Source organism: Cryobacterium melibiosiphilum, from assembly GCF_003602235.1.
In the GTDB taxonomy this organism is placed as follows: Bacteria; Actinomycetota; Actinomycetes; order Actinomycetales; family Microbacteriaceae; genus Cryobacterium; species Cryobacterium melibiosiphilum.
Window position 1 is genome coordinate 205172 of the sequence record NZ_QZVS01000096.1, and the last position, 18594, is coordinate 223765.

Genomic DNA, 18594 nt, shown 5'->3' on the forward strand with positions numbered 1-18594 from the left:
ATGAATCACCGGAACACCAACGGATTTAAGAAAGAAGAATCATGACGAGCGCCAAGCTCAAGCTGGTCTCGCACGTGGATGCGATCAACTGGAACAAGATCGAAGACGAGAAAGACGTCGACGTCTGGAACCGGTTGACCAACAACTTCTGGCTGCCCGAGAAGATCCCGCTCAGCAACGACATCCAGTCGTGGAACCAGCTCACGCCGGAAGAGCAGCAGCTCACCCTGCGGGTCTTCACCGGACTGACCCTGCTCGACACGATCCAGGGCACGGTCGGCGCGGTGTCGCTCATTCCCGACTCGATCACCCCGCACGAAGAGGCCGTGTACACGAACATCGCGTTCATGGAGTCCGTGCACGCCAAGAGCTACTCGTCGATCTTCTCGACGCTCAGCAACACGAAGGACATCGACGAGGCTTTTCGCTGGTCGACCGAGAACGAGAACCTGCAGCGCAAGGCCTCGATCGTCATGGACTACTACCAGGGTGACGACCCGCTCAAGCGCAAGGTCGCCTCGGTGCTGCTCGAGTCGTTCCTGTTCTACTCGGGCTTCTACCTGCCGATGTGGTTCTCAAGCCGCGCCCGCATGACCAACACGGCCGACCTCATCCGTCTGATCATTCGGGATGAAGCGGTGCACGGTTATTACATCGGCTACAAGTTTCAGAAGGGCCTCGAAGCGGCAACGCAGGAGCGTCGCGACGAGATCAAGGACTACGCCTTCAACCTCGTGTTCGAGCTCTACGAGAACGAGGTGCAGTACACGCAGGACCTCTACGACGGGGTCGGACTGACCGAAGACGTGAAGAAGTTCTTGCACTACAACGCCAACAAGGCCCTGATGAACCTCGGTTATGAGGCCATCTTCCCGAAGGACGTCTGCGACGTGAACCCGGCTATTTTGTCGGCCCTGTCGCCGAACGCCGACGAGAACCACGACTTCTTCAGCGGGTCGGGCTCCTCATACGTGATCGGCAAGGCCGTGAACACCGAAGACGACGACTGGGACTTCTAGCCGCGAGAGTCGCCGAAGGCCCCCGAGATCATTCTCGGGGGCCTTCGTTGTGTGCGTCAGAGGTTGGCGACGCAGTTGATGAAGCGGATGCCGCAGCCTGAGCCGCAGCGGCGGCGCGCTCGGCCCATTTCGGCGTGTCGCCGAAGCGCTGGAAGGGAACCAAGAGACCGGCCGCGCTGTCGTCGATCAGCTGGGCCAGCCGCCGTTCGCGGGTGGCCGCCTGCTTCGCAGACAGCGCCCAGTGGGTGACCTGGTGGCGGTACGTCACTGTGGCTGCTTCCCAGAACGCGGTTGCCGCCGGGTTTGCGGCGAGCCGCGCTGCCGCCTGCGGGGGCAGATCCTCGTGGGGGTTTTCATGGGCATAGACCCCCGATTTGTCGGCGCGTCGGCGCGCGAATGCGGCCAGGCCGGCCTCGTGCATGCGCCCCTCAGCGGTGAGTTTCTCGATCCAGGCGATGTTGACACTCGACCAGATGCTCGAGGGCTTGCGCGGTGTCCACCGTTGGCGACGCGCATCCTCATCGATGCGCTGGGACACCGAATCGATCCAGCCGAAGCACAGTGCTTCGGGAACGGCCTGCTCCCAGGTGAGCCCGCGGCCCGGCACGTGCTTCTTGTTGAGGACCATCCAGAGTTCCGTCGCGGTGGCATGGTTCGCCTCCAGCCAAGCGCGAAACTCCTCGGGCGAGGCGAAGAAGAGTGCCGGCCGCTCTGGTGTGCCGCCCGGCGTGCCGATCGTCGTGGTCATGGCCCGAGTCTGCCAGAACATACCGCGATATCGGTGGCACCGAACACTGGTGCAATCACTCCGACCGGGACTACCGTGTGGGCGTGCCCGCTGCCGTGCTCGACGCCCAGAGCGCTCACGCCGCCGGCGTGCAGCGCCTGCTGGCGAGCTACCGGGCGTTGCCGGCAACGGCCCCGATTCGACTGGCCAAGCCCACCTCGAACCTGTTCCGCACTCGAACCAAGACGGGTGCTGCCGGGCTCGACACGAGCGGCCTGACGGGCGTCATCGCCGTTGACGTGGAGGGGCGAACGGCCGACGTAGCCGGCATGTGCACCTACGACGACCTCGTCGCCGAGACCCTGCGCTATGGGTTGGCGCCGCTCGTCGTGCCGCAATTGAAGACCATCACCCTGGGCGGCGCGGTCACCGGCCTCGGCATCGAGTCGACGTCGTTCCGCAGCGGCCTGCCCCACGAGTCGGTGCTTGAGCTGGACATTCTGACCGGCGGCGGTGAGATGCTCACCGCATCGCCTGGCGAGAACGCCGCACTGTATCGGGCCTTTCCCAATTCTTACGGAACGCTCGGCTACGCGACGCGCCTGCGCATCGAACTCGAACCGGTCAAGCCCTTCGTCGCCCTCACCCACGTGCGCTTCCACACGCTCGCCGACCTGATGACGACGCTCGAGAGCATTCTGGCGACCGGTCGTCTCGACGGTGCTGCCGTGGACTATCTCGACGGCGTCGTCTTCGCGCCCGACGAAAGCTACCTCTGCGTGGGTCGGCAGACCAGCGCGCCGGGCCCGGTGAGCGACTACACCGGCCAGCAGGTCTACTACCGTTCCCTGCGACACGCGAATGGCGCGACCCACGACCGCCTCACCCTTCACGACTACTTCTGGCGCTGGGACACCGACTGGTTCTGGTGCTCCGAAGCATTCGGCGCGCAGCATCCGCTCATTCGAAGGATCTGGCCCCGCCGCTACCGGAACAGCCGCACCTACGGCAAGCTGATGAAGATCGAACAGCGGTTTCAGATCGGCGACCGAATCGAGAAGCTGCGCGGCCGGCCACCCCGCGAGCGCGTCGTGCAGGACGTGGAGGTACCCACCACGCGGTGCGTGGAATTTCTGGACTGGTTCCTGAGCTCGGTGCCGATCACGCCCATCTGGCTGTGCCCGCTGCGCCTGCGGGATGACGACCGCTGGCCTCTCTACCCGATCCGGCCTGAGCAGAACTACCTCAACGTGGGGTTCTGGTCGACCGTGCCGGTGGGGCGTACCCCGGGGGAGATGAACCGGCGCATCGAACGAAAAGTCGGTGAGCTCGACGGGCACAAGTCGCTGTACTCCGACTCCTACTACTCCCGGGCGGAGTTCGACGAGCTCTACGGCGGCGACGTCTACCGGGCCGTGAAGAAACGCTACGACCCCGATTCCCGACTGCTCGACCTCTACTCCAAGGCGGTGCAACGACGATGACCACGTTCAAGGATCGTGCAACACGGGTGACACGGGCGACGGATGCGCCGGCGCCGGCGGGACATCTCACCCTCGCGCAGGTGTTGGAGATAGTCGCCGGCGGGCGTCTCCCGGTGCGGTTCACCGCTTACGACGGGAGTGCGGCCGGACCGCCGGACGCCCCATACGGGGTGGAGCTGCGGACGCCGCGCGGCACGACCTACCTCGCCACGGGCCGCGGCGACCTCGGACTGGCCCGCGCCTACATCGCCGGCGATCTCGAGCTGCACGGAGTGCACCCGGGGGACCCCTACGAGCTTCTCGCCGCTCTCGCCGAGAGCCTGGAGTTCAGCCGGCCATCGGCGTGGACGATGGCGGACATCATCCGCTCTATCGGGGCGAGGAGGCTGCTGCCCAGCGCGCCGCCGCCGCAGGAAGCGCCGGCCCGCTGGCGCCGGGCCGCCGCGGGGCTGCGGCACAGCAAGACCCGTGACGCCGACGCGATCCATCACCACTACGACGTCTCGAACACGTTTTACGAGTGGGTGCTCGGGCCGTCGATGACGTACACCTGCGCCTGCTACCCGCGCGAGGACGCCTCCCTCGACGAGGCGCAGGAGAACAAGTATCGGCTGGTGTTCGAGAAATTGCATCTGGCGCCGGGCGACCGACTGCTCGATGTCGGGTGCGGCTGGGGCGGCATGGTGCGTTATGCCGCCCGGCGCGGAGTGCGAGCCACCGGGGTGACGCTGTCGATCGAGCAGGCTTCGTGGGCACAGCGGGCGATCGCCGCCGAGGGCCTGAAAGATGTGGCAGAGGTTCGGTTCGGCGACTACCGCGACGTGACGGAAACCGGCTTTGACGCAGTGTCGTCGATCGGCCTTCTCGAGCACATCGGCGTGCGCAACTACGCGGCGTACTTCGGCTTTCTGCAGGACCGGCTTCGCCCCGGAGGCCTGCTGCTCAACCACTGCATCACCCGGCCGGAGAACCACAGCGCAGCGGCGACCCGCGGGTTCATCGATCGATACGTCTTTCCCGATGGCGAGCTCACCGGCTCCGGACGCATCATCAGCGAAGCGCAGGATGCGGGACTCGAGGTGTTGCACGAGGAAAACCTGCGGCAGCACTATGCGCTGACACTGCGCGACTGGTGCGCCAACCTCGTCGAGCACTGGGACGAGGCGGTCGCCGAGGTTGGGCTGCCCACCGCGAAGGTGTGGGGGCTCTACATGGCCGGCTCTCGGCTCGCCTTCGAGAGCAACGGGATCCAGCTGCACCAGGTGTTGATGGCGAGGCCGGACGAGCGTGGCGGCGCCTCGGGGCATCCACTACGGCCGTGGTGGACGCCCTAGCCCGCGGCGCCCTCGCCCGCGACGCCTGGGCCGGCGGAGAGGAACTCGAGGGTGCGCCGGATCACGACATCGGGTCGTTGCTCGGCAAGGTAGTAGCCGGTGCCGGGGACATGCTCGAGGGTGAAGTCGTCAGCGTAATCCTGATAACCCCCGAGGATCTCCGGATGTTCCCGTGACGGGTCGTTGTTTCCATAGAGCACGGTTCCGTAGAGCGCGAGGGTCGGCGTCTGGAGGCGGGTGCTGCGATACGCGCCCGCGCTGCTGCGATTCGCCTCGGTCAGGATGAAGTGCCGGTAGAGCGCCGAACCGGCCCGCGCTCGCGCAGGATCCGCGAACGGGGACACGAAGACGTCGAGGTCGGCGCGGGAGTACACCGAGGGGTCGCTCGTGTCGCTGGTCATCAGCCAGCGTGGCAGGCGACCTCGGCGCAGCAGCCACGGTCCGAGACCCGGCAGGGCGATGGCGAACATCGGCCAGATTCGCCAGACATACAGCAGAGCTCGAAGGTGCACGTCCGGGTACGGATGCGGGGCTGCCAGGCAGACGAACCGGCCAACGCGTTCGGGGTGCGCCAGGCACAACCGAAAACCGACGAGGGCACCCCAGTCGTAGCCGAGGATATCGACCTTCTGCAGGTGCAGAGCGTCGAGCAGTGCGGTCACATCACCCACGAGCTGCTCGCTCGTGTACCCGTCGGGCGGGGCGTCGGTCCAGCCGGCTCCTCGCAGATCCGGGCAGATCACCCGGTAATGGGCGGCCAGGGCGGGGATCACCTTGCGCCAGGCCCACCAGTGCTGCGGGAAGCCGTGCAGCAGCAGGAGCGGTTTTCCGGAACCCGCTTCGGCCACGTGCATGCGCAGCCCGGGGAGGTCGATGAATCTGTGTTCTACGCCCGTCAGGGTCGGCAGTTCGGGCGTGGTGTGGATGCTCGTCATGGCATTCTCCTCACGTGTGCCGACCAAAATACTACGTTTGTAGCCCTGAATCAGCCCCGCCGCGGCGAACGACGTCACGCACCGGGCGGGGTGGGATCGTCGCCTCGGGATGCGGCGATGGCGATGAGTCGGCGCAACACCTCGAGGTCGATGTCGTCGAGTTTTCGCACGTAGACGCACCCTGCGCCCTCCGTGAAGGTGCCGAGTTGCGGCAGCAGGGCGGCCCCCTCCGGGGTGTCCTTCAGGCCGTAGATCGACAGTTGCGCCTTGCGCGGCGAGAATCCGGTCTTCATCCAGTCGCCCTGGGTGCGGGGATTCGCGGGTGACACGTAGTGAAAGATGCCGTAGCCCACGATCGACGGGCCCCAGAGCACGGGATCCTCCCCGGTCACGTCGTGGAAGATCTCGGCGAGGGCCAGACCGTCGGCGCGGCGGCGGGCGGGGGTTGCTGCCTCTAGAAAATCTGCGACGGAGACATCCGTCGGTTGCGTCTTATTCTCGGCCATGCCCCAGTATCGCGCGTGCACGCCCACGGTGGCTAGGGACACCGGCCCGACGAGGTCCCGGGCGGTAGACTCATCGTCTAGTACGCGAATGGGGTGGTCGTGACGACTGCCCACCGAGTCAGCCGCCATCGACGCCCCAGGAGTCGCCCCATGGAAACACTGCCCCCGCACCTGCAGAACGCCTACATCGCCCGCTATGCTCCGGGACTGGCCGCGAAGTATCGCCGCAACCACTACGTCGTTGCCGCGGTCATTGCCGCGCTGCTCATCGCGGGGCTCGTCTTCTCCATTCTGGGCAAGGTGGGCACCGGGGCCTTCGTGCTGATCGGCATCCTGATGGTCGTCACTCCGGGCATGGTGCTGCTGATGTCCCGGGGCACGGAGACCCGGTGGAGCGCGGACGACCGCCTCGCGCTCGCGATCGGGGACGCCGGCGTCGTCTTTCCGAGCCTCGGGCTCATCGCCTGGGGCGAGATGACGTCCATCACGGTGTGCGACCAATCCCTGGGGTTCCGCAGACGTTCCATCGGCGTGTGGACGACGAAGATGCTCGGCCGCGACATGATGATGTACGTCGACATCCACGTCCGTGACTCCGAGGCGCTACTGGCTCGGGAGGGCAACCCGGGAGCGTCGAACCCGGCGGCGTCGCGCCGCATGACAGACAAGAACATGAAACTCACCGGGTTCAAGGGCGTGTGGGGTGAAGGCCTGTGGGATCCCACCTTCCAGGCCGCCGCTCGGGTGCTCATCGCCGAGGCCGAGCGTCGCGGCGTTCCGGTCGAGGTTCGGGTTCCGGCGAACGTGGACACCTATCGGCGCTAGGCGCAGCCTGCCTCGGTGACGGATGCCGCGGCATCCGTCACCGAGGGCGCCGTGCGGGCAGCCCCGTACCATTCGACGGAGTTGAGGCCCGAACAGCGGTTTTTCCTGCACCAAATCGTCGAAAACGCGCTCAACACCGTCGAATGGTACGGGACACCGTCGAATGGTACGGGCGGGATGACTAGTGGGCGGTGTCGACGAGCTTGAGGCCGACGATGCAGCCGACCAGGCCGAGGATGAGCAGCACCTTGATGAGCGAGGCGGGCTCGCCGCCGAAGATCATGGCGTAGAGCACGGTGAGCGCTGCGCCGATGCCGACCCAGACGGCGTAGGCGGTGCCGACCGAGATGTCGCGCATGGCGAAGGCGAGGCCGGCCATGCTGATGACGAGGGCGACGCCGAAGACGATCGAGGGCCAGAGCTTGGTGAAGCCCTCGGACTTGCCGAGCGCGGTCGCCCAGACGGCTTCGAGAACGCCGGAGGCGATGAGGATGATCCAGGACATGGTGTGCTCCACTGGCCAGTCTTGTCGCGTACCGGGTACTGGTCCCTCGTCCGGAGCCGCATTCAGCGGCTTGGGGTCAGCCTAGCGGGGGAGTGTGTGCAGGGGCTGGGCACGGGTGGTTAGGCGAGGGCGGTGAAATCGGCGACGAGGGCGTCGAGTTCGGCCTCGTTGTCGATCACGAACTGGTCTTCCAGCGCTGCCTGCACGGTGATCGACCGGGTCAGATAATCGACCTCGTCGGAGCAGCGGAAATCGGCCAGGGCGAGCGGGATCTCGCGGCCCTGCAACTCCAGTCGGGCGTCCTCGGTCATTCCGGTTGCGGTCAGGTAGAGCGCCTGGCTCTCGTCGAAGATCGCGCTGTACGGTGCCGGCTGGGTGCTGAACGTCGTGTAGCCGGCGGTGCTCATGCACGCTGCCCACTCCGCGTCGAGGGCGACCAGCTCCGGAGTCTGCGGGAACGAGGCGCTGAGGGCCTCCGCGGCGCTCAGAATGGGGCTGTGCAGCTCCAGGAGCGCGTCGAATTCGCCGGACACGGCGTGATCGGCCACCCCCTGGCAGCCCTGGGCCTCCCAGGTCGTGGCCTCAGCCGTGTACTCGCCATACAGGGCCGCGTAGTAGGCGCCCGACTGTTCACCGTCGAGGGAATCGACGTAGTCGTTGTTGGGGTCGACCGTCGCGGTCTCGTCGGGCACGTACTCTTCCTGCACCTGGGTGAGGCCGTAGCCGTACTCGGCCACCCAGGCTTCGGTGTTGCGGTCTTCGAAGGGTGCATCGTCGGTATCGGCGGTGGACCCGCTGTAGCTGGCGTACTCCTCGGGAACATAGCTGAAGCCCTGTTCGGTCATGCAGGTCGTGAGCGCCGCCTGATAGTCGTCGTGGTTCGCCCGGGCCTCGTCGTCGTCGTAGGTCGGGTAGGTGACGGCCAGGTACTCGTAGAGCGGGGTGGCTGTTTCGGCGGTGGCGGTCGGCTCGGATTCAGCGCCGGAATCGGACTCCGTGGACGTTGCCGCGCAGCCCGCCAGGCCGAGCGTGAAAATCGTCGTGGCGCAGACGGCCGTGAGGGTGCGGCGGAGGGTCGAGTGGTGGCGCATGGTGTTCCCTTGTCCAGAGTCGAGGTCGACGCTCGCGCCTTCCGGTTCGGTCGCACCGATCGGGGCACACGCTAGCGCACGCTGTAATGATACATAAACGCGCGACTGTTTCGTGCGTGGCGGTCGTCGCTCGGCTGGCGGGTCAGCGGTCGTGAGGCGCGAGGTAGTCGAGCTGGGCGCGCACGGAGGCTTCGGCGGCGACGCGCACCGCGGCATCCGTCTCGAAGTAGACCAGGTCGGTGACCTGCGTGAGCGTGGCGTCGGGGCCGAGAACGGCGAGGGCGCGGCGCACCTGGTCGAGGCGGTCGTGGCGGTGTGCGAGATAGGCGGCGCAGACGGCTGCGAGGTCGGGCAGCACCGGGCCATGGGCGGGCAGCACGGTCGCCGGGCCGAGCGCGCGCAGGGCCGCGAGGGAGGCGAGGTACTCGCGCAGGGTGCTGTCGGGGTGGCCGACGACGGTGGTTCCGCGGCCGAGCACGGTGTCGCCGGTGAGGACCGCACCGTTCGGGCCGTCGCCCGGCAGGTGGAAACAGACCGAGTCGGCGGTGTGCCCCGGCGTCGCCAGCACGCGGATGCTCACCCCGGCCGCCTCGATCAACTCGCCGCCCTGCAGGGGGTCACCGCCGACGCAATATGCCGGATCGAGCGCCCGAACGCGAGCCCCGGTCAGCTCGGCGAAGCGCAGGCTCGCCGCGGTGTGGTCGGCATGGTGATGGGTGATGAGCACGAGCGCGACCGGCCCGGCGGCGGCGAGCCGGGCGAGGTGGGGCTCGTCGAGAGGGCCGGGGTCGACGACGACAACATCCCGGGCGTCGGGCGCCGCGATCAGGTAGGAATTGGTGCCGTCGAGGGTCATCGGCCCGGCGTTCGGGGCGAGCAGGCGACGGGTGAGCCCGCTGGTCCGCTCGAGCGCAGGGGTCGGCGGGCCAGGGGGCGGTGGCGCAGGGCGCGAGTGGATGCCGTCGGCGAGCATGCCCAGCAGCCTACCCGGCAGCATGACCGGTGCGGGCCGTGCCTGCGGGGTGCCGCGCCGCAGGGTTAGGGTGAGGCAGCGCGCCGCTGCGCTGAGGCAGGAGAGTGCACGGGTGCCAGAGATCGATCCGCGAGTGGACGACGACGTGATCACCGGGGTCGCCGCGACCGTGGTGGTGCTGCGGGACGGGGCCCACGGCCCCGAAGTGCTGCTGCTGGAGCGGCCCCGGCACCGCGGCTCTTTCGCCGGCGCCTGGGTGTTTCCGGGCGGCGCCGTCGATCCGGAGGATCGGGTTGCGAACGGCGAGACCGACGCGGCCGGCGAGGAGCCAGGCGTGCGGCGGGCGGCGGTGCGCGAGGTGCAGGAGGAGGCCGGGCTCGTGCTGAACGCCGACGCGCTCGTCGCGATCAGCTGCTGGGTGCCGCCCGCGGGCATCCCGAAACGGCTGCGCACCTGGTTCTTTCTCGCGCCGGACCCCGGCGGGGCACTCGCCCTCGCGCCGGACGAGTGCGTGGATGCCGCCTGGCTGCGGCCGCAGGACGCGCTGGAGCGGCACGCATCCGGCGGGCTGCGGCTCGTGGCGCCGACCTGGGTGACGCTGCACGGGCTGGTGGGAAAGGCATCCGTCGCCGAGATGCTGGCCGCAGCGCGTCGCGGCGAGCCGGAGCGGTTCACGTCGCGGGCGGGCACGACCCTGAGCGGCGCCACCATTTTCTGGGCCGGGGACGTTGCGTTCACCGATCAGGCGCTCGCCGAAGCGGAGGGCGCCCGTCACCGCCTCGAGGTCGGCGCGCTGCCGTGGGTGTACTGGCGGTCGGGTGTCGGAGGCGCGCGATAGGGTGAGCGGGAACGCCGGGGCCGATCGGCCCCGCGACACGGCCGTGAGCAGTCAGGGCCTGAGTGAGCCATCGGAGGAACATGTCGATTCCCGGTTCGCGCGGTAGTGAGGCGAATGATGTCGAGACGAATGATGTCGAGGCGCAGCCTGCCCCCGAAACGGGCCGGCCGGACGCGGTGCCGGCGCTGTCGATCCGGGGGCTGGGTAAGCGCTTCGGGGACGTGATCGCCGTCAACGGCATCGACCTCGACGTGCCGGTCGGCTCGTTCTACGGCCTGGTCGGGCCCAACGGCGCCGGCAAGACCACGACCCTGTCGATGGCGACCGGGCTGATGCGGCCCGAGATGGGCACGATCCGCATTCACGGGATCGACGTGTGGGAGCATCCGCTCGAGGCCAAACGACTGGTCGGGGTGCTCGCCGACGGGGTGCGGCTCTTCGACCGGCTGACCGGCGAACAGCTCGTCACGTATTCCGGGCTGCTGTCGGGAATGGACCGTGCGACCGTCGCGGGGCGCGTCGCCGACCTGCTGCAGCTGCTCGACCTCGAAGCCGCCGCCGGCACCCTCGTTGTCGACTACTCCGCCGGAATGACCAAGAAGATCGCACTGGCCTGCGCCCTCGTGCACGCTCCGCGCCTGCTCGTGCTCGACGAACCGTTCGAATCGGTCGACCCCGTCTCGGCGGCGAATATTCGCGACATCCTCACCGGGTATGTGCGCACCGGGGGCACGGTCATCGTGTCGAGCCACGCAATGGACCTCGTGCAGCGGATGTGTGACCACGTCGCGGTGATCAGCGCCGGCCGGGTGCTCGCCGCGGGCACGATCGACGACGTGCGGCAGGGTGCCAGCCTCGAAGACCGCTTCGTGCAGCTCGTCGGTGGGCGCCGCCACGCGGAGGGCCCGGAATGGCTGAACATCGCGCCGGTGCCCAGCGCGTCGGTGCAGCACCCCTGATGGTCCGGCATCTTCTGGCGCTGCGCTTCCTGGTGCTGAAGAACACCCTTCGGCGCAGCCCGTGGCAGCTCGTCGGAGTGCTCTTCGGCGCGGTCTACGGCGTGGGGCTGCTGGGCGGCGGCCTGCTCGGGCTGATCGCCCTCGGCACCCAGCCGGCCGACGTCGCCGGCACGATCGTCACCCTCGGGGGCTCACTGCTGGTGCTCGGCTGGGTGCTGATTCCGCTGATCGCGAGCGGGGTCGACCAGACCCTCGACACGATGAAGCTGCGCACGTTTCCGATTCCGCTGAACACGCTGCTGCGGGGGCTGTTCGTCTGCGGGGTGCTCGGGGTGCCGGGCGTGGTGACCCTGCTGTTGTCGCTCGCGACGGCGGCGACGTGGTGGCGGCATCCGCTCATCGCGCTCGCCGCGGTGGTCTGCGCGCTCGTGGCGGTGGCGACCTGCGTGGTCGGGTCGCGCATGGTCGTCAGCCTGAGCTCGGTGTTCTCGTCGGGGCGCCGGTTCAAGGAGATCGCGGGACTGATCGGCCTGATTCCGCTGGTGCTGGCCGGTCCGATCATCGGCTACTTCACCGCCGGTATCGGTGGCGGACCGCTGGGGGACTTCACCGCGCTCGCCAACGCGCTGGGCTGGACCCCGTTCGGCGTGATCTGGGCGGTTCCGGCCGAGCTCGCGGCCGGCCACTACGGCCTCGCCGCGGTCAAGTTCGTGCTCGGCCTTGCCGTACTGGTAGCGGCGACCCTTCTCTGGCGCCGCGGCCTCGCCATCGAGCTGGTCACACCGCCGCACAGCGCCAACCGCACCACGGGTCTCGGCAAGCTCGGCTTCTTCGCTCGGCTGCCGGCCACTCCGGCCGGCGCCGTGGCCGCCCGCTCGCTGACCTACTGGATGCGCGACCCCCGCTACCTTCGCCAGCTGGTGTCGCTCATCGTCGCCCCGGCACTGATGATCTTCTACTCGATTCTGTTCAACTCGCTCGGCTACCTCAACGCCATCGGCCCGATCGTCGCCCTGGTGCTGTCACTGGCGATCTTCAGCGACGTGTCCTACGACAGCACCGCCTTCGCGGCGCACCTGTCGTCGGGCCTGCGCGGCATCGACGACCGTCTCGGCCGGGTCTGGGCGATCGCGCTGTTCGCGGTGCCCGTCGTTTTCGTGGTCAACGTGGTATCCGTGGCCTTCTCGGGCTCGTGGGGTCTGCTGCCGGGCGTTCTGGGGCTGTCGATCGGGCTGTTGCTGAGCGGATTCGGGCTGTCGAGCGTGACGAGCGCCACGGTCGTGGTGCCGGTGCCCGCGCCCGGCGACAGCCCGTTCAAGTCGCCGCCGGGCGCCGGTTTCTCCAACGTGGCGTCGACAGCCGCGACCTGGGGAATCCTGCTGCTGCTGGTGCTGCCGGAGATCGCGCTGCTGATCATCGGCGCGGTGACCGGGCAGGCGCTCTGGGGCTGGCTGACCCTGCTGGTGGGCCTGGTTCTCGGGGCGTTCTACCTGCGGCTCGGCGTGCGACGCGGCGGTGCCCGGCTCGACGTGCGCGGCGCCGACCTGTTCGAGAAGCTCGCCCGCCACGCCTGACCGGGTTCAGGCCAGAAATCGGCGCAGGGTGTCGGCGTTGCGCACGGCGTTCCCGCCGCCGTCGTTGTTGAAATAGGCGAACACCTCGCGTCCGCTGTGCTGCCAGTCACGGATGCGGTCCGCCCACCACGACAGGTCCTGGTCGGAGTAGGACCCGCCGTACAAATATTCATGGTCCGGTCCGTGCAGCCGCAGGTAGACGACGTCTGCCGTGGCCCGCAGAACGCACGGGAGATGGGCTCCGCTCATCACGCAGTACGCGGCCCCGTGCCGCTCGAGCAGGTGGAACACTGCGTCGTCGTGCCAGCTCTCGTGCCGCAGCTCGACGGCGACCCGGATCCACGGCGGCAGCAGGCTCAGGAAATAGTCCAGCCGGGCGTCATCACGCTCGTGCCGTGGGTCGAGCTGCACGAGCAACACCGCGCGCCGGTCACCGAGCTGGTGCCAGCCGCCCGCAATGCGGTCGATCCAGGCCTCGGGCGCGTAGAGTCGTTTCGCGTGGGTCAGGCCCCGCGGCGCCTTGACCGAAAGCGCGAAGCCCGGCGGCATCCGTCGTCGCCAGCTGGCGAAGGTGGAGTCCCTCGGCCAACGGTAGAAGCTCGCGTTGAGCTCGACGCTGTCGAAGCGGTCGGTGTAACGGGCGAGGCGCTCGTGCGCGGGCAGGCCCGGCGGGTAGAGAACGTCGGTCCAGTGGTCATAGCTCCAGCCCGAGGTTCCGATGCGCGCGCCCATGATGCGGCCACCGTACCCCCGTCTAGCCGAAGAGGGTGCCGGGGCGGCAGGGTTGACCGCCGACGAGGTTGAGGCAGGGCTCGAAGAAGTCCGGGTAGCGCTCCGTGTCGGTCTCACCGAACCACTGGCTGTAGAAGCTCCAGAAGTTGAGGTTGCCGTAGGCGGAGCAATCGGTGTCGGCGCCCTCGATCGTCTCGGGCGACGGCTGGTACGGCGTGTAGTTGTAGAGGTTCGCGGTGGCCTGGTTCTCGATCTGCACCCGCGACGACCCGCAGTCGGCGTCGGGGTGATAGCCCACGTCGATGCGTCCGATCTGGAAGGCCCGGTCGGGCTCCTGGGTGTACTGCCGAAACTGCCATGCCGCGTTGTAGACCTGGTTGAAGAAGCCGAAGTAGTCGGCGTTGCAGTCGGCGGTGTCGGGGCAGCCGTACCCGGTGGCCCGCAGGTACCCCGACTCATTGGGCGCTGTCAGCAGCGACTGTTCCTTCTGCAGCAGCACGAGCAGCACCCTCGGTGAGATACCGCAGGCTTCGGCGACCCGGCTGATGATGGTGCTGGCCCGTTCGTGCGGCTTTCCGAGGTAGGACTCGCAGTGCCCGGCGCCGGCGGCCGGCTGGGACACCGTCGATTCCCGGTACTCCCAGAGGCACGGCGAGTCGTCGCGGGGGTGGCAGGACCGGTTTTCGAGGAAGGCCTGCACCTCGTCAGACGTCATCGCCTCGGCGTTGTAGAAGTTGTAGTCGCTGATGATCAGGCCGGGATCGAAGTCCCCTGCGTCGATCTCGCTTGAGGGGGTCACGGCGGGAATCGCGGCGGACCGTTCGAGGGCGGCCGACCCGGCGGTCAGGGCGGCCGCGGAGCCGAGCGCCACGAACGCGGCCACGACGAGCAGCGCGAGCAGGCGGCGCGGCTTCTTGCGTGTTCCCCAGAAACCGCGGGCACCGCGTCGGGCGCCCGGCGCGCGCCGGGGTGTCAGGCTCATGGTTAAACCCTACCGGCGGCGCTCTGCGGTGATGCTGAGAGCGGATGCGGCCGCCGCAGCTACGGGGCTGAGCGGGGTTCAGTGGCGGGGTTCAGCGGCGGGGCTCGGCGCTGGCGCTCACGATCACGGTCGGGGACTGGATGTTCAGCACGATCGAGTGGCTGACCAGCCCGAGCAGCAACCGGCGCACGCCGTAGAGCCCGTGGTTGCCCACGACAACGAGGGCGGCGCCCCGGGCGGCATCGAGCAGCGCCCACTGCGGCGCGCCGCGCACGAGCGTCGAGGTCACGGGAAGCTGAGGGTAGGCATCCGTCGCCGTGCGCACCGAGTTCTGCAGCGTCTGCTGGTGTACCTGCTCGAGGGAGTACAGGAACGCGGGGTCGGGAGTGGCCGTGTCCCGCCAGACGAGCGGCTCCTGCCAGGCGTGGATCGCGCGGAGCTTCATGCCGGTGCAGTCGGCTTCCGCCGCGGCGAAGGCGAGCGCCGCCGCGGAGGCGGCGGAACCGTCCACGCCCACGACGACGCCGGTCGCCCGCGGGTTGGTGTCTTCGGGGATGATCGCGATCGGACCGTTGGCGGCGCCGGCGAGCCGGGCGCCCACCGACCACTCGTAGCGCACCGGCGAACCGTCGCGGGTGTGGGTGCCGACGACCACGAGGGTGTTCGGGCCGGACAGGTTGCGCAGGTGCGAGATAGGGTCGCCGACCAGGAATTCGCTCGTGATGGTCACGGCCGGGTTCTCGCGGCGGATGCGGTCGGCCTCCTCGCGAAAGGTGCCCTCGGCGCGGGTCGCGGTGGAGTCGGCGACGAAGTATTCGGCGTTGGCCTGCGACCGGTCGAGCACGTGCACGAGGTGCAGGGCGCCACGCGGGTTGCGCCGCAAGGCCCAGGCGAGGGCCGCGCGCGAGGGCTCGGACGCATCCCACCCGACGATCGTGGCCGCGGCGGTGGCCGGGCGCGCGGGTGCCAGCCGAGCGTCCGCATCCGCAGACGGCTGCACCACCTCTGACCGAACCGTGATTGTCGGACCTGCACTGCGTGTTGTCATGGCGCTTGACCTTTCTCGTCGCGGTTCTCGTGTCACTGATGTCTCTGCGTGATCCCCCGGTAGCATCACGCTACGCAGGGCGGCGGAAGCGGTCTAGGGTCTTTCGGCCCGTCCGGGTGCGGCCCTTCCCGGACGGGTGCGACGGATGCCGCGGCCGGGTCAGCTGCGGTGCGGTGCCGTCACGGGCACGAGCGCCCCGAGCGCGCTGCCCCAGGCCTCCGCCCGCTCGATCTCGCCGGTGGCGAGCACGGTTTCCCCGGTGACCAGAAAACTCTGCGGCGGCAGGGCCAGCTGAAAGCCGACGTGCTCGAGCAGGTGGGCGATGCCCTTCGCGGCGCGGCCGGTGACGAGGGCCGGGGCGTCGACACGGGTGTCGAAGGCGGCCGCGACTCCGGACTGGGCGCTCAGCCCGTTGAGCCAGTCCCGCACCCCGTCGCCGGCGGCATCGGGGTCGAGGTGCAGCCGGCTGTCGGGCTCGGCGGCGGCATCCGCTGCCGCGTGCCGGGTGCTGCCCCGGCTCATGCCGTGCACGTGGGTGGGGCCGCCGACGACGAGCAGGTCGAAGGCGGCGAGGTTCTGCTCGTCGGCGTGGGCGACCGGCACGATCGCGGCACTCCAGCGCGTGCCGAGGCCGCGGCCGATGGCCTCGGCGAGGGCATGGGTGTTGCCGTACATCGATTCGTAGATGACGAGGGCATGCATGGGGAAAACCTTTCACCGTTGGTGTTGCGTGTTGCGTGTTGCGGCGGGCCTCGCTCCGCGGCGTCCGGCCGGGGCTGGGGCTGGGGAACCCGGCGCCCCGGCCGAACGGGCTTTAGGCGCGGGAGATGACGACCTTGAGCGCCTTGGTTTCCGCGGCGCGCGAGAACGTGTCGTAGGCCTCGAGGAACTGGTCGAAGCTGAAGTGGTGCGTGGCGAGCTTCTCGGCGGCGAGCTTGTTCTTGGCGACGAGCTTGAGCAACATCGGGGTGGTGTTCGCGTTGACCAGGCCCATGCTGATGTTGATGTTCTGAATCCACAGGTCTTCGAGGTGGAGCTCCACGGACTTGCCGTGCACGCCGACGTTGGCGACGTTGCCGCCCGGGCGCACGATTTCGGTGGCCATGCTGAAGGTCTGCGGCACGCCCACGGCTTCGATGGCCACGTCGACGCCGGCGCCGTCGGTGAGGTCGAGAACCTGTTGCTTCCAGTCTGCGGAGCCGGAGACCACGACATCCGTCGCCCCGAAACCGCGGGCCGCTTCGAGACGGTTCTCGTCCAGGTCGATGGCGATGATCGTGGCGGCGCCGTAGAGGCCCGCGGTGGCGATGGCGGCAAGTCCCACGGGGCCGGCGCCGATGACGGCGACGACGTCGCCGGGCTTGACGCGGCCGTACTGCACGCCCATTTCGAAACCGGTCGGCAGGATGTCGGAGAGCATAACGGCCTGGTCGTCGGTGACGCCCTCGGGGATCTTGTGCAGGGAGTTCTCCGCGTAGGGCACGCGCACGAACTCGGCCTGGGTGCCGTCGATGAGATGGCCGAAGACCCAGCCGATGCCGGAGGCTCCCTCGTCGCCGAGGCAGTGCGAGTAGAGGCCGGTGCTGCAGTTCACGCAGTGCCCACAGCTCTTGATGCAGGAGATGATGACCCGGTCGCCGACGGCGAGGCTCGTGACGGCGGAGCCGATCTCGGTGATCGTGCCGACGCCCTCGTGGCCGAGGATACGGCCGACGGTGACGGCCGGAACGTCGCCCTTGAGAATGTGCAGGTCGGTGCCGCAGATGGTGGTGGTGTCGACCTGCACGATGACGTCGGTCGAGTTCTCCAGCTTCGGGTTCGGGACTTCGGTCCAGGACTTGATGCCGGGTCCGCCATATACGAGTGCCTTCACGGTGTCTCCTTCGATCTGTGCCAGTGGGGTGGGCCGCGGGCATACGCCGGCGGCTCCGGCTTCAATCTAGATCGGGGGCAGACAGGCGAAACAGGGCCGAAAGTCCCCGGCTGGGGCATGTTTCGCGGGTATGGGGACGTTCGGCCCTAGGCAGGGGCGGCCCCCACGCGGGAGGGTGGACGTGGGTGGCACCGTCGCCATCCCCCAAGATTCACTAAACAGTAAGACGAGGTGATTTCCGTGGACCGGATGATTGTGGTTGGCGTAGACGATTCAGCCCCGGGCGACGCCGCCCTCACGTGGGCGATGCAGCGCGCCACCCGGGCCTCCTGCCCGGTGACGCTCGTACACACCGTGTACGACACCTGGATGGCCGAGGGCTATGGCTACTACGACAGCATTGTCGACGCCGAGAAGAAGCTGCTGCTTGACGCGCAGGCCAAGGCGACCGCGCTGAACCCGAAGATCCCCACCCATACGGAGCTGCGCCACGGCAACGCGCCCCGAATCCTGGCCGAGTTCAGCGACGATGCCAGCCTCATCGTGGTCGGCACCGACAAGAAGGGCCGGTTCGAGGGTGAACTCTTCGGCAGCGTCAGCCTGCAGGTCGCCGCGCTCGCCCGCTGCCCGGTCGCGATCATTCCCGAGCTCGACGACCCGATCGGGCTCGTGCGTTCCGGGGTCGTGGTCGGCGTGGACGGCTCCGCCGATTCCGTCGCCGCCGTCGCGGTCGCCGCCGCCGAGGCCGACCGCACCGGTCAGGAACTGACCGCGATCTACGCGCCGCCGACCCCGTCCGACACCAACCTGCGCTTCATCCCCACCCAGGCCGTGGAGGAGCGCATGGAAGAGGAGCGCATCGTGCTCGCCGAGGCCGTGGCCGGCCTCACCACCCGCTACCCCGACCTCGTCGTGCACCAGCGCATCGAAAAGGATGCCTACCCCGCCCGGGTACTCGTCGCCGCGGCCCAGGAAGCCCAGCTTCTGGTCGTCGGCAGCCACGGGCGCGGCGCCATCGCCCGGCTGATGATGGGATCGGTCAGCCACGAGGTGCTGCTGCACATTCCCTGCCCGACGATCATCACCACGGTGCGCCACAAGAAGTAGCGCTACGGCGGGGCCGACCCGGCTGCACAACTCCTGCATTTGTGTGGTCGCGGCCGGTCACTGCCGCGGAAGCACGGTCATC

The 18594-nt window shown here is 68.6% G+C and carries 20 protein-coding genes and 1 riboswitch; of the genes, 8 read left to right on the top strand and 12 right to left on the bottom strand.

Annotated features, from left to right (window positions below; genetic code table 11):
• Window positions 1-41: 41 nt before the first annotated feature.
• Window positions 42-1019, top strand: coding sequence for a class 1b ribonucleoside-diphosphate reductase subunit beta (gene nrdF / locus D6T64_RS20240; RefSeq protein ID WP_119976468.1), 978 nt, complete (start codon window positions 42-44; stop codon window positions 1017-1019).
• Window positions 1020-1047: 28 nt separating this feature from the next.
• Here nrdF and D6T64_RS20245 read toward each other — a convergent pair whose 3' ends face one another.
• Entirely contained in the window at window positions 1048-1767 is a 720-nt protein-coding gene (locus D6T64_RS20245) for a YdeI/OmpD-associated family protein (RefSeq protein ID WP_119976536.1), read from the bottom strand.
• 83 nt (window positions 1768-1850) lie between these two features.
• On the opposite strand from D6T64_RS20245, the gene D6T64_RS20250 reads away from it, so the two are divergent.
• Together D6T64_RS20250 and D6T64_RS20255 are read left to right on the top strand one after the other, a co-directional pair.
• Window positions 1851-3230, top strand: coding sequence for an FAD-binding oxidoreductase (locus D6T64_RS20250; protein WP_119976537.1), 1380 nt, complete (start codon window positions 1851-1853; stop codon window positions 3228-3230).
• Window positions 3227-4564: a class I SAM-dependent methyltransferase gene (locus D6T64_RS20255; RefSeq protein ID WP_119976469.1), complete on the top strand. Its 1338-nt coding sequence runs from the start codon at window positions 3227-3229 to the stop codon at window positions 4562-4564. The genes D6T64_RS20250 and D6T64_RS20255 overlap by 4 nt, the downstream gene beginning before the upstream one ends.
• On the opposite strand, the gene D6T64_RS20260 is transcribed toward D6T64_RS20255, so the two are convergent.
• Together D6T64_RS20260 and D6T64_RS20265 are read right to left on the bottom strand one after the other, a co-directional pair.
• A complete protein-coding gene (locus D6T64_RS20260; RefSeq protein WP_199719242.1) occupies window positions 4561-5499 on the bottom strand; it encodes an alpha/beta fold hydrolase in 939 nt (312 codons plus the stop codon). The genes D6T64_RS20255 and D6T64_RS20260 overlap by 4 nt on opposite strands.
• Window positions 5500-5573: 74 nt before the next feature.
• Window positions 5574-6134 (bottom strand): DUF1801 domain-containing protein, encoded by a 561-nt coding sequence (locus tag D6T64_RS20265; protein WP_325049818.1) that lies wholly within the window; start codon window positions 6132-6134, stop codon window positions 5574-5576.
• 21 nt (window positions 6135-6155) lie between these two features.
• Between D6T64_RS20265 and D6T64_RS20270 the strand changes: the two genes are divergently transcribed.
• The gene (locus tag D6T64_RS20270; RefSeq protein ID WP_119976471.1) at window positions 6156-6830 is read left to right on the top strand and encodes a hypothetical protein; all 675 of its coding nucleotides are present in this window, start codon (window positions 6156-6158) and stop codon (window positions 6828-6830) included.
• Here D6T64_RS20270 and D6T64_RS22740 read toward each other — a convergent pair.
• The 4 genes from D6T64_RS22740 to D6T64_RS20285 all read right to left on the bottom strand — a co-directional run bounded on the left by D6T64_RS22740 (window position 6827) and on the right by D6T64_RS20285 (window position 9399).
• Entirely contained in the window at window positions 6827-6967 is a 141-nt protein-coding gene (locus tag D6T64_RS22740) for a hypothetical protein (protein WP_158594928.1), read from the bottom strand. The genes D6T64_RS20270 and D6T64_RS22740 overlap by 4 nt on opposite strands.
• 44 nt (window positions 6968-7011) lie before the next feature.
• The gene (locus D6T64_RS20275) at window positions 7012-7335 is read right to left on the bottom strand and encodes a DMT family transporter (RefSeq protein WP_119976472.1); all 324 of its coding nucleotides are present in this window, start codon (window positions 7333-7335) and stop codon (window positions 7012-7014) included.
• 10 nt (window positions 7336-7345) lie between these two features.
• Window positions 7346-7410: riboswitch (guanidine-III (ykkC-III) riboswitch) on the bottom strand.
• A gap of 44 nt (window positions 7411-7454) precedes the next feature.
• Window positions 7455-8426, bottom strand: a complete 972-nt coding sequence (locus D6T64_RS20280; protein ID WP_119976473.1) for a hypothetical protein — start codon at window positions 8424-8426, stop codon at window positions 7455-7457.
• Between the two features lie 142 nt (window positions 8427-8568).
• A complete protein-coding gene (locus D6T64_RS20285) occupies window positions 8569-9399 on the bottom strand; it encodes an MBL fold metallo-hydrolase (protein ID WP_119976474.1) in 831 nt (276 codons plus the stop codon).
• A 112-nt stretch (window positions 9400-9511) separates the two neighbouring features.
• Between D6T64_RS20285 and D6T64_RS20290 the strand changes: the two genes are divergently transcribed.
• The 3 genes from D6T64_RS20290 to D6T64_RS20300 all read left to right on the top strand — a co-directional run bounded on the left by D6T64_RS20290 (window position 9512) and on the right by D6T64_RS20300 (window position 12770).
• The gene (locus D6T64_RS20290; RefSeq protein ID WP_233551457.1) at window positions 9512-10237 is read left to right on the top strand and encodes an NUDIX hydrolase; all 726 of its coding nucleotides are present in this window, start codon (window positions 9512-9514) and stop codon (window positions 10235-10237) included.
• An 80-nt stretch (window positions 10238-10317) separates the two neighbouring features.
• Window positions 10318-11196, top strand: a complete 879-nt coding sequence (locus tag D6T64_RS20295) for an ABC transporter ATP-binding protein (protein ID WP_119976475.1) — start codon at window positions 10318-10320, stop codon at window positions 11194-11196.
• Window positions 11148-12770: a transporter gene (locus D6T64_RS20300; RefSeq protein ID WP_233551458.1), complete on the top strand. Its 1623-nt coding sequence runs from the start codon at window positions 11148-11150 to the stop codon at window positions 12768-12770. The genes D6T64_RS20295 and D6T64_RS20300 overlap by 49 nt, the downstream gene beginning before the upstream one ends.
• Before the next feature lie 6 nt (window positions 12771-12776).
• Here D6T64_RS20300 and D6T64_RS20305 read toward each other — a convergent pair whose 3' ends face one another.
• From D6T64_RS20305 to D6T64_RS20325, 5 genes are all read right to left on the bottom strand, one after another.
• Window positions 12777-13502, bottom strand: a complete 726-nt coding sequence (locus D6T64_RS20305; RefSeq protein WP_119976476.1) for a DUF72 domain-containing protein — start codon at window positions 13500-13502, stop codon at window positions 12777-12779.
• Between the two features lie 22 nt (window positions 13503-13524).
• Entirely contained in the window at window positions 13525-14484 is a 960-nt protein-coding gene (locus D6T64_RS20310) for a hypothetical protein (RefSeq protein WP_119976477.1), read from the bottom strand.
• Window positions 14485-14575: 91 nt separating this feature from the next.
• Window positions 14576-15532 carry a universal stress protein gene (locus tag D6T64_RS20315; RefSeq protein WP_158594929.1) on the bottom strand — a complete coding sequence of 319 codons (957 nt, stop codon included), beginning with the start codon at window positions 15530-15532 and terminating at the stop codon, window positions 14576-14578.
• A gap of 159 nt (window positions 15533-15691) precedes the next feature.
• The gene (locus D6T64_RS20320; protein WP_119976479.1) at window positions 15692-16234 is read right to left on the bottom strand and encodes a flavodoxin family protein; all 543 of its coding nucleotides are present in this window, start codon (window positions 16232-16234) and stop codon (window positions 15692-15694) included.
• 112 nt (window positions 16235-16346) lie between these two features.
• Window positions 16347-17405, bottom strand: coding sequence for a zinc-dependent alcohol dehydrogenase family protein (locus tag D6T64_RS20325; protein WP_119976480.1), 1059 nt, complete (start codon window positions 17403-17405; stop codon window positions 16347-16349).
• 249 nt (window positions 17406-17654) lie between these two features.
• On the opposite strand from D6T64_RS20325, the gene D6T64_RS20330 reads away from it, so the two are divergent.
• Complete coding sequence (locus D6T64_RS20330; RefSeq protein ID WP_119976481.1) at window positions 17655-18512, top strand: universal stress protein; 858 nt, start codon at window positions 17655-17657, stop codon at window positions 18510-18512.
• The last annotated feature ends 82 nt before the right edge of the window (window positions 18513-18594 follow it).

Excerpts from the sequence above, each read along its gene's own strand:
- nrdF (WP_119976468.1), top strand. The coding sequence starts at position 42 with ATGACGAGCGCCAAGCTCAAGCTGGTCTCGCACGTGGATGCGATCAAC.
- D6T64_RS20245 (WP_119976536.1), bottom strand. The coding sequence starts at position 1,767 with ATGACCACGACGATCGGCACGCCGGGCGGCACACCAGAGCGGCCGGCA.
- D6T64_RS20255 (WP_119976469.1), top strand. The coding sequence starts at position 3,227 with ATGACCACGTTCAAGGATCGTGCAACACGGGTGACACGGGCGACGGAT.
- D6T64_RS20260 (WP_199719242.1), bottom strand. The coding sequence starts at position 5,499 with ATGACGAGCATCCACACCACGCCCGAACTGCCGACCCTGACGGGCGTA.
- D6T64_RS20265 (WP_325049818.1), bottom strand. The coding sequence starts at position 6,134 with ATGGCGGCTGACTCGGTGGGCAGTCGTCACGACCACCCCATTCGCGTA.
- D6T64_RS20270 (WP_119976471.1), top strand. The coding sequence starts at position 6,156 with ATGGAAACACTGCCCCCGCACCTGCAGAACGCCTACATCGCCCGCTAT.
- D6T64_RS20275 (WP_119976472.1), bottom strand. The coding sequence starts at position 7,335 with ATGTCCTGGATCATCCTCATCGCCTCCGGCGTTCTCGAAGCCGTCTGG.
- D6T64_RS20280 (WP_119976473.1), bottom strand. The coding sequence starts at position 8,426 with ATGCGCCACCACTCGACCCTCCGCCGCACCCTCACGGCCGTCTGCGCC.
- D6T64_RS20285 (WP_119976474.1), bottom strand. The coding sequence starts at position 9,399 with ATGCTCGCCGACGGCATCCACTCGCGCCCTGCGCCACCGCCCCCTGGC.
- D6T64_RS20295 (WP_119976475.1), top strand. The coding sequence starts at position 10,318 with ATGTCGATTCCCGGTTCGCGCGGTAGTGAGGCGAATGATGTCGAGACG.
- D6T64_RS20300 (WP_233551458.1), top strand. The coding sequence starts at position 11,148 with ATGGCTGAACATCGCGCCGGTGCCCAGCGCGTCGGTGCAGCACCCCTG.
- D6T64_RS20305 (WP_119976476.1), bottom strand. The coding sequence starts at position 13,502 with ATGGGCGCGCGCATCGGAACCTCGGGCTGGAGCTATGACCACTGGACC.
- D6T64_RS20310 (WP_119976477.1), bottom strand. The coding sequence starts at position 14,484 with ATGAGCCTGACACCCCGGCGCGCGCCGGGCGCCCGACGCGGTGCCCGC.
- D6T64_RS20315 (WP_158594929.1), bottom strand. The coding sequence starts at position 15,532 with ATGACAACACGCAGTGCAGGTCCGACAATCACGGTTCGGTCAGAGGTG.
- D6T64_RS20320 (WP_119976479.1), bottom strand. The coding sequence starts at position 16,234 with ATGCATGCCCTCGTCATCTACGAATCGATGTACGGCAACACCCATGCC.
- D6T64_RS20330 (WP_119976481.1), top strand. The coding sequence starts at position 17,655 with ATGATTGTGGTTGGCGTAGACGATTCAGCCCCGGGCGACGCCGCCCTC.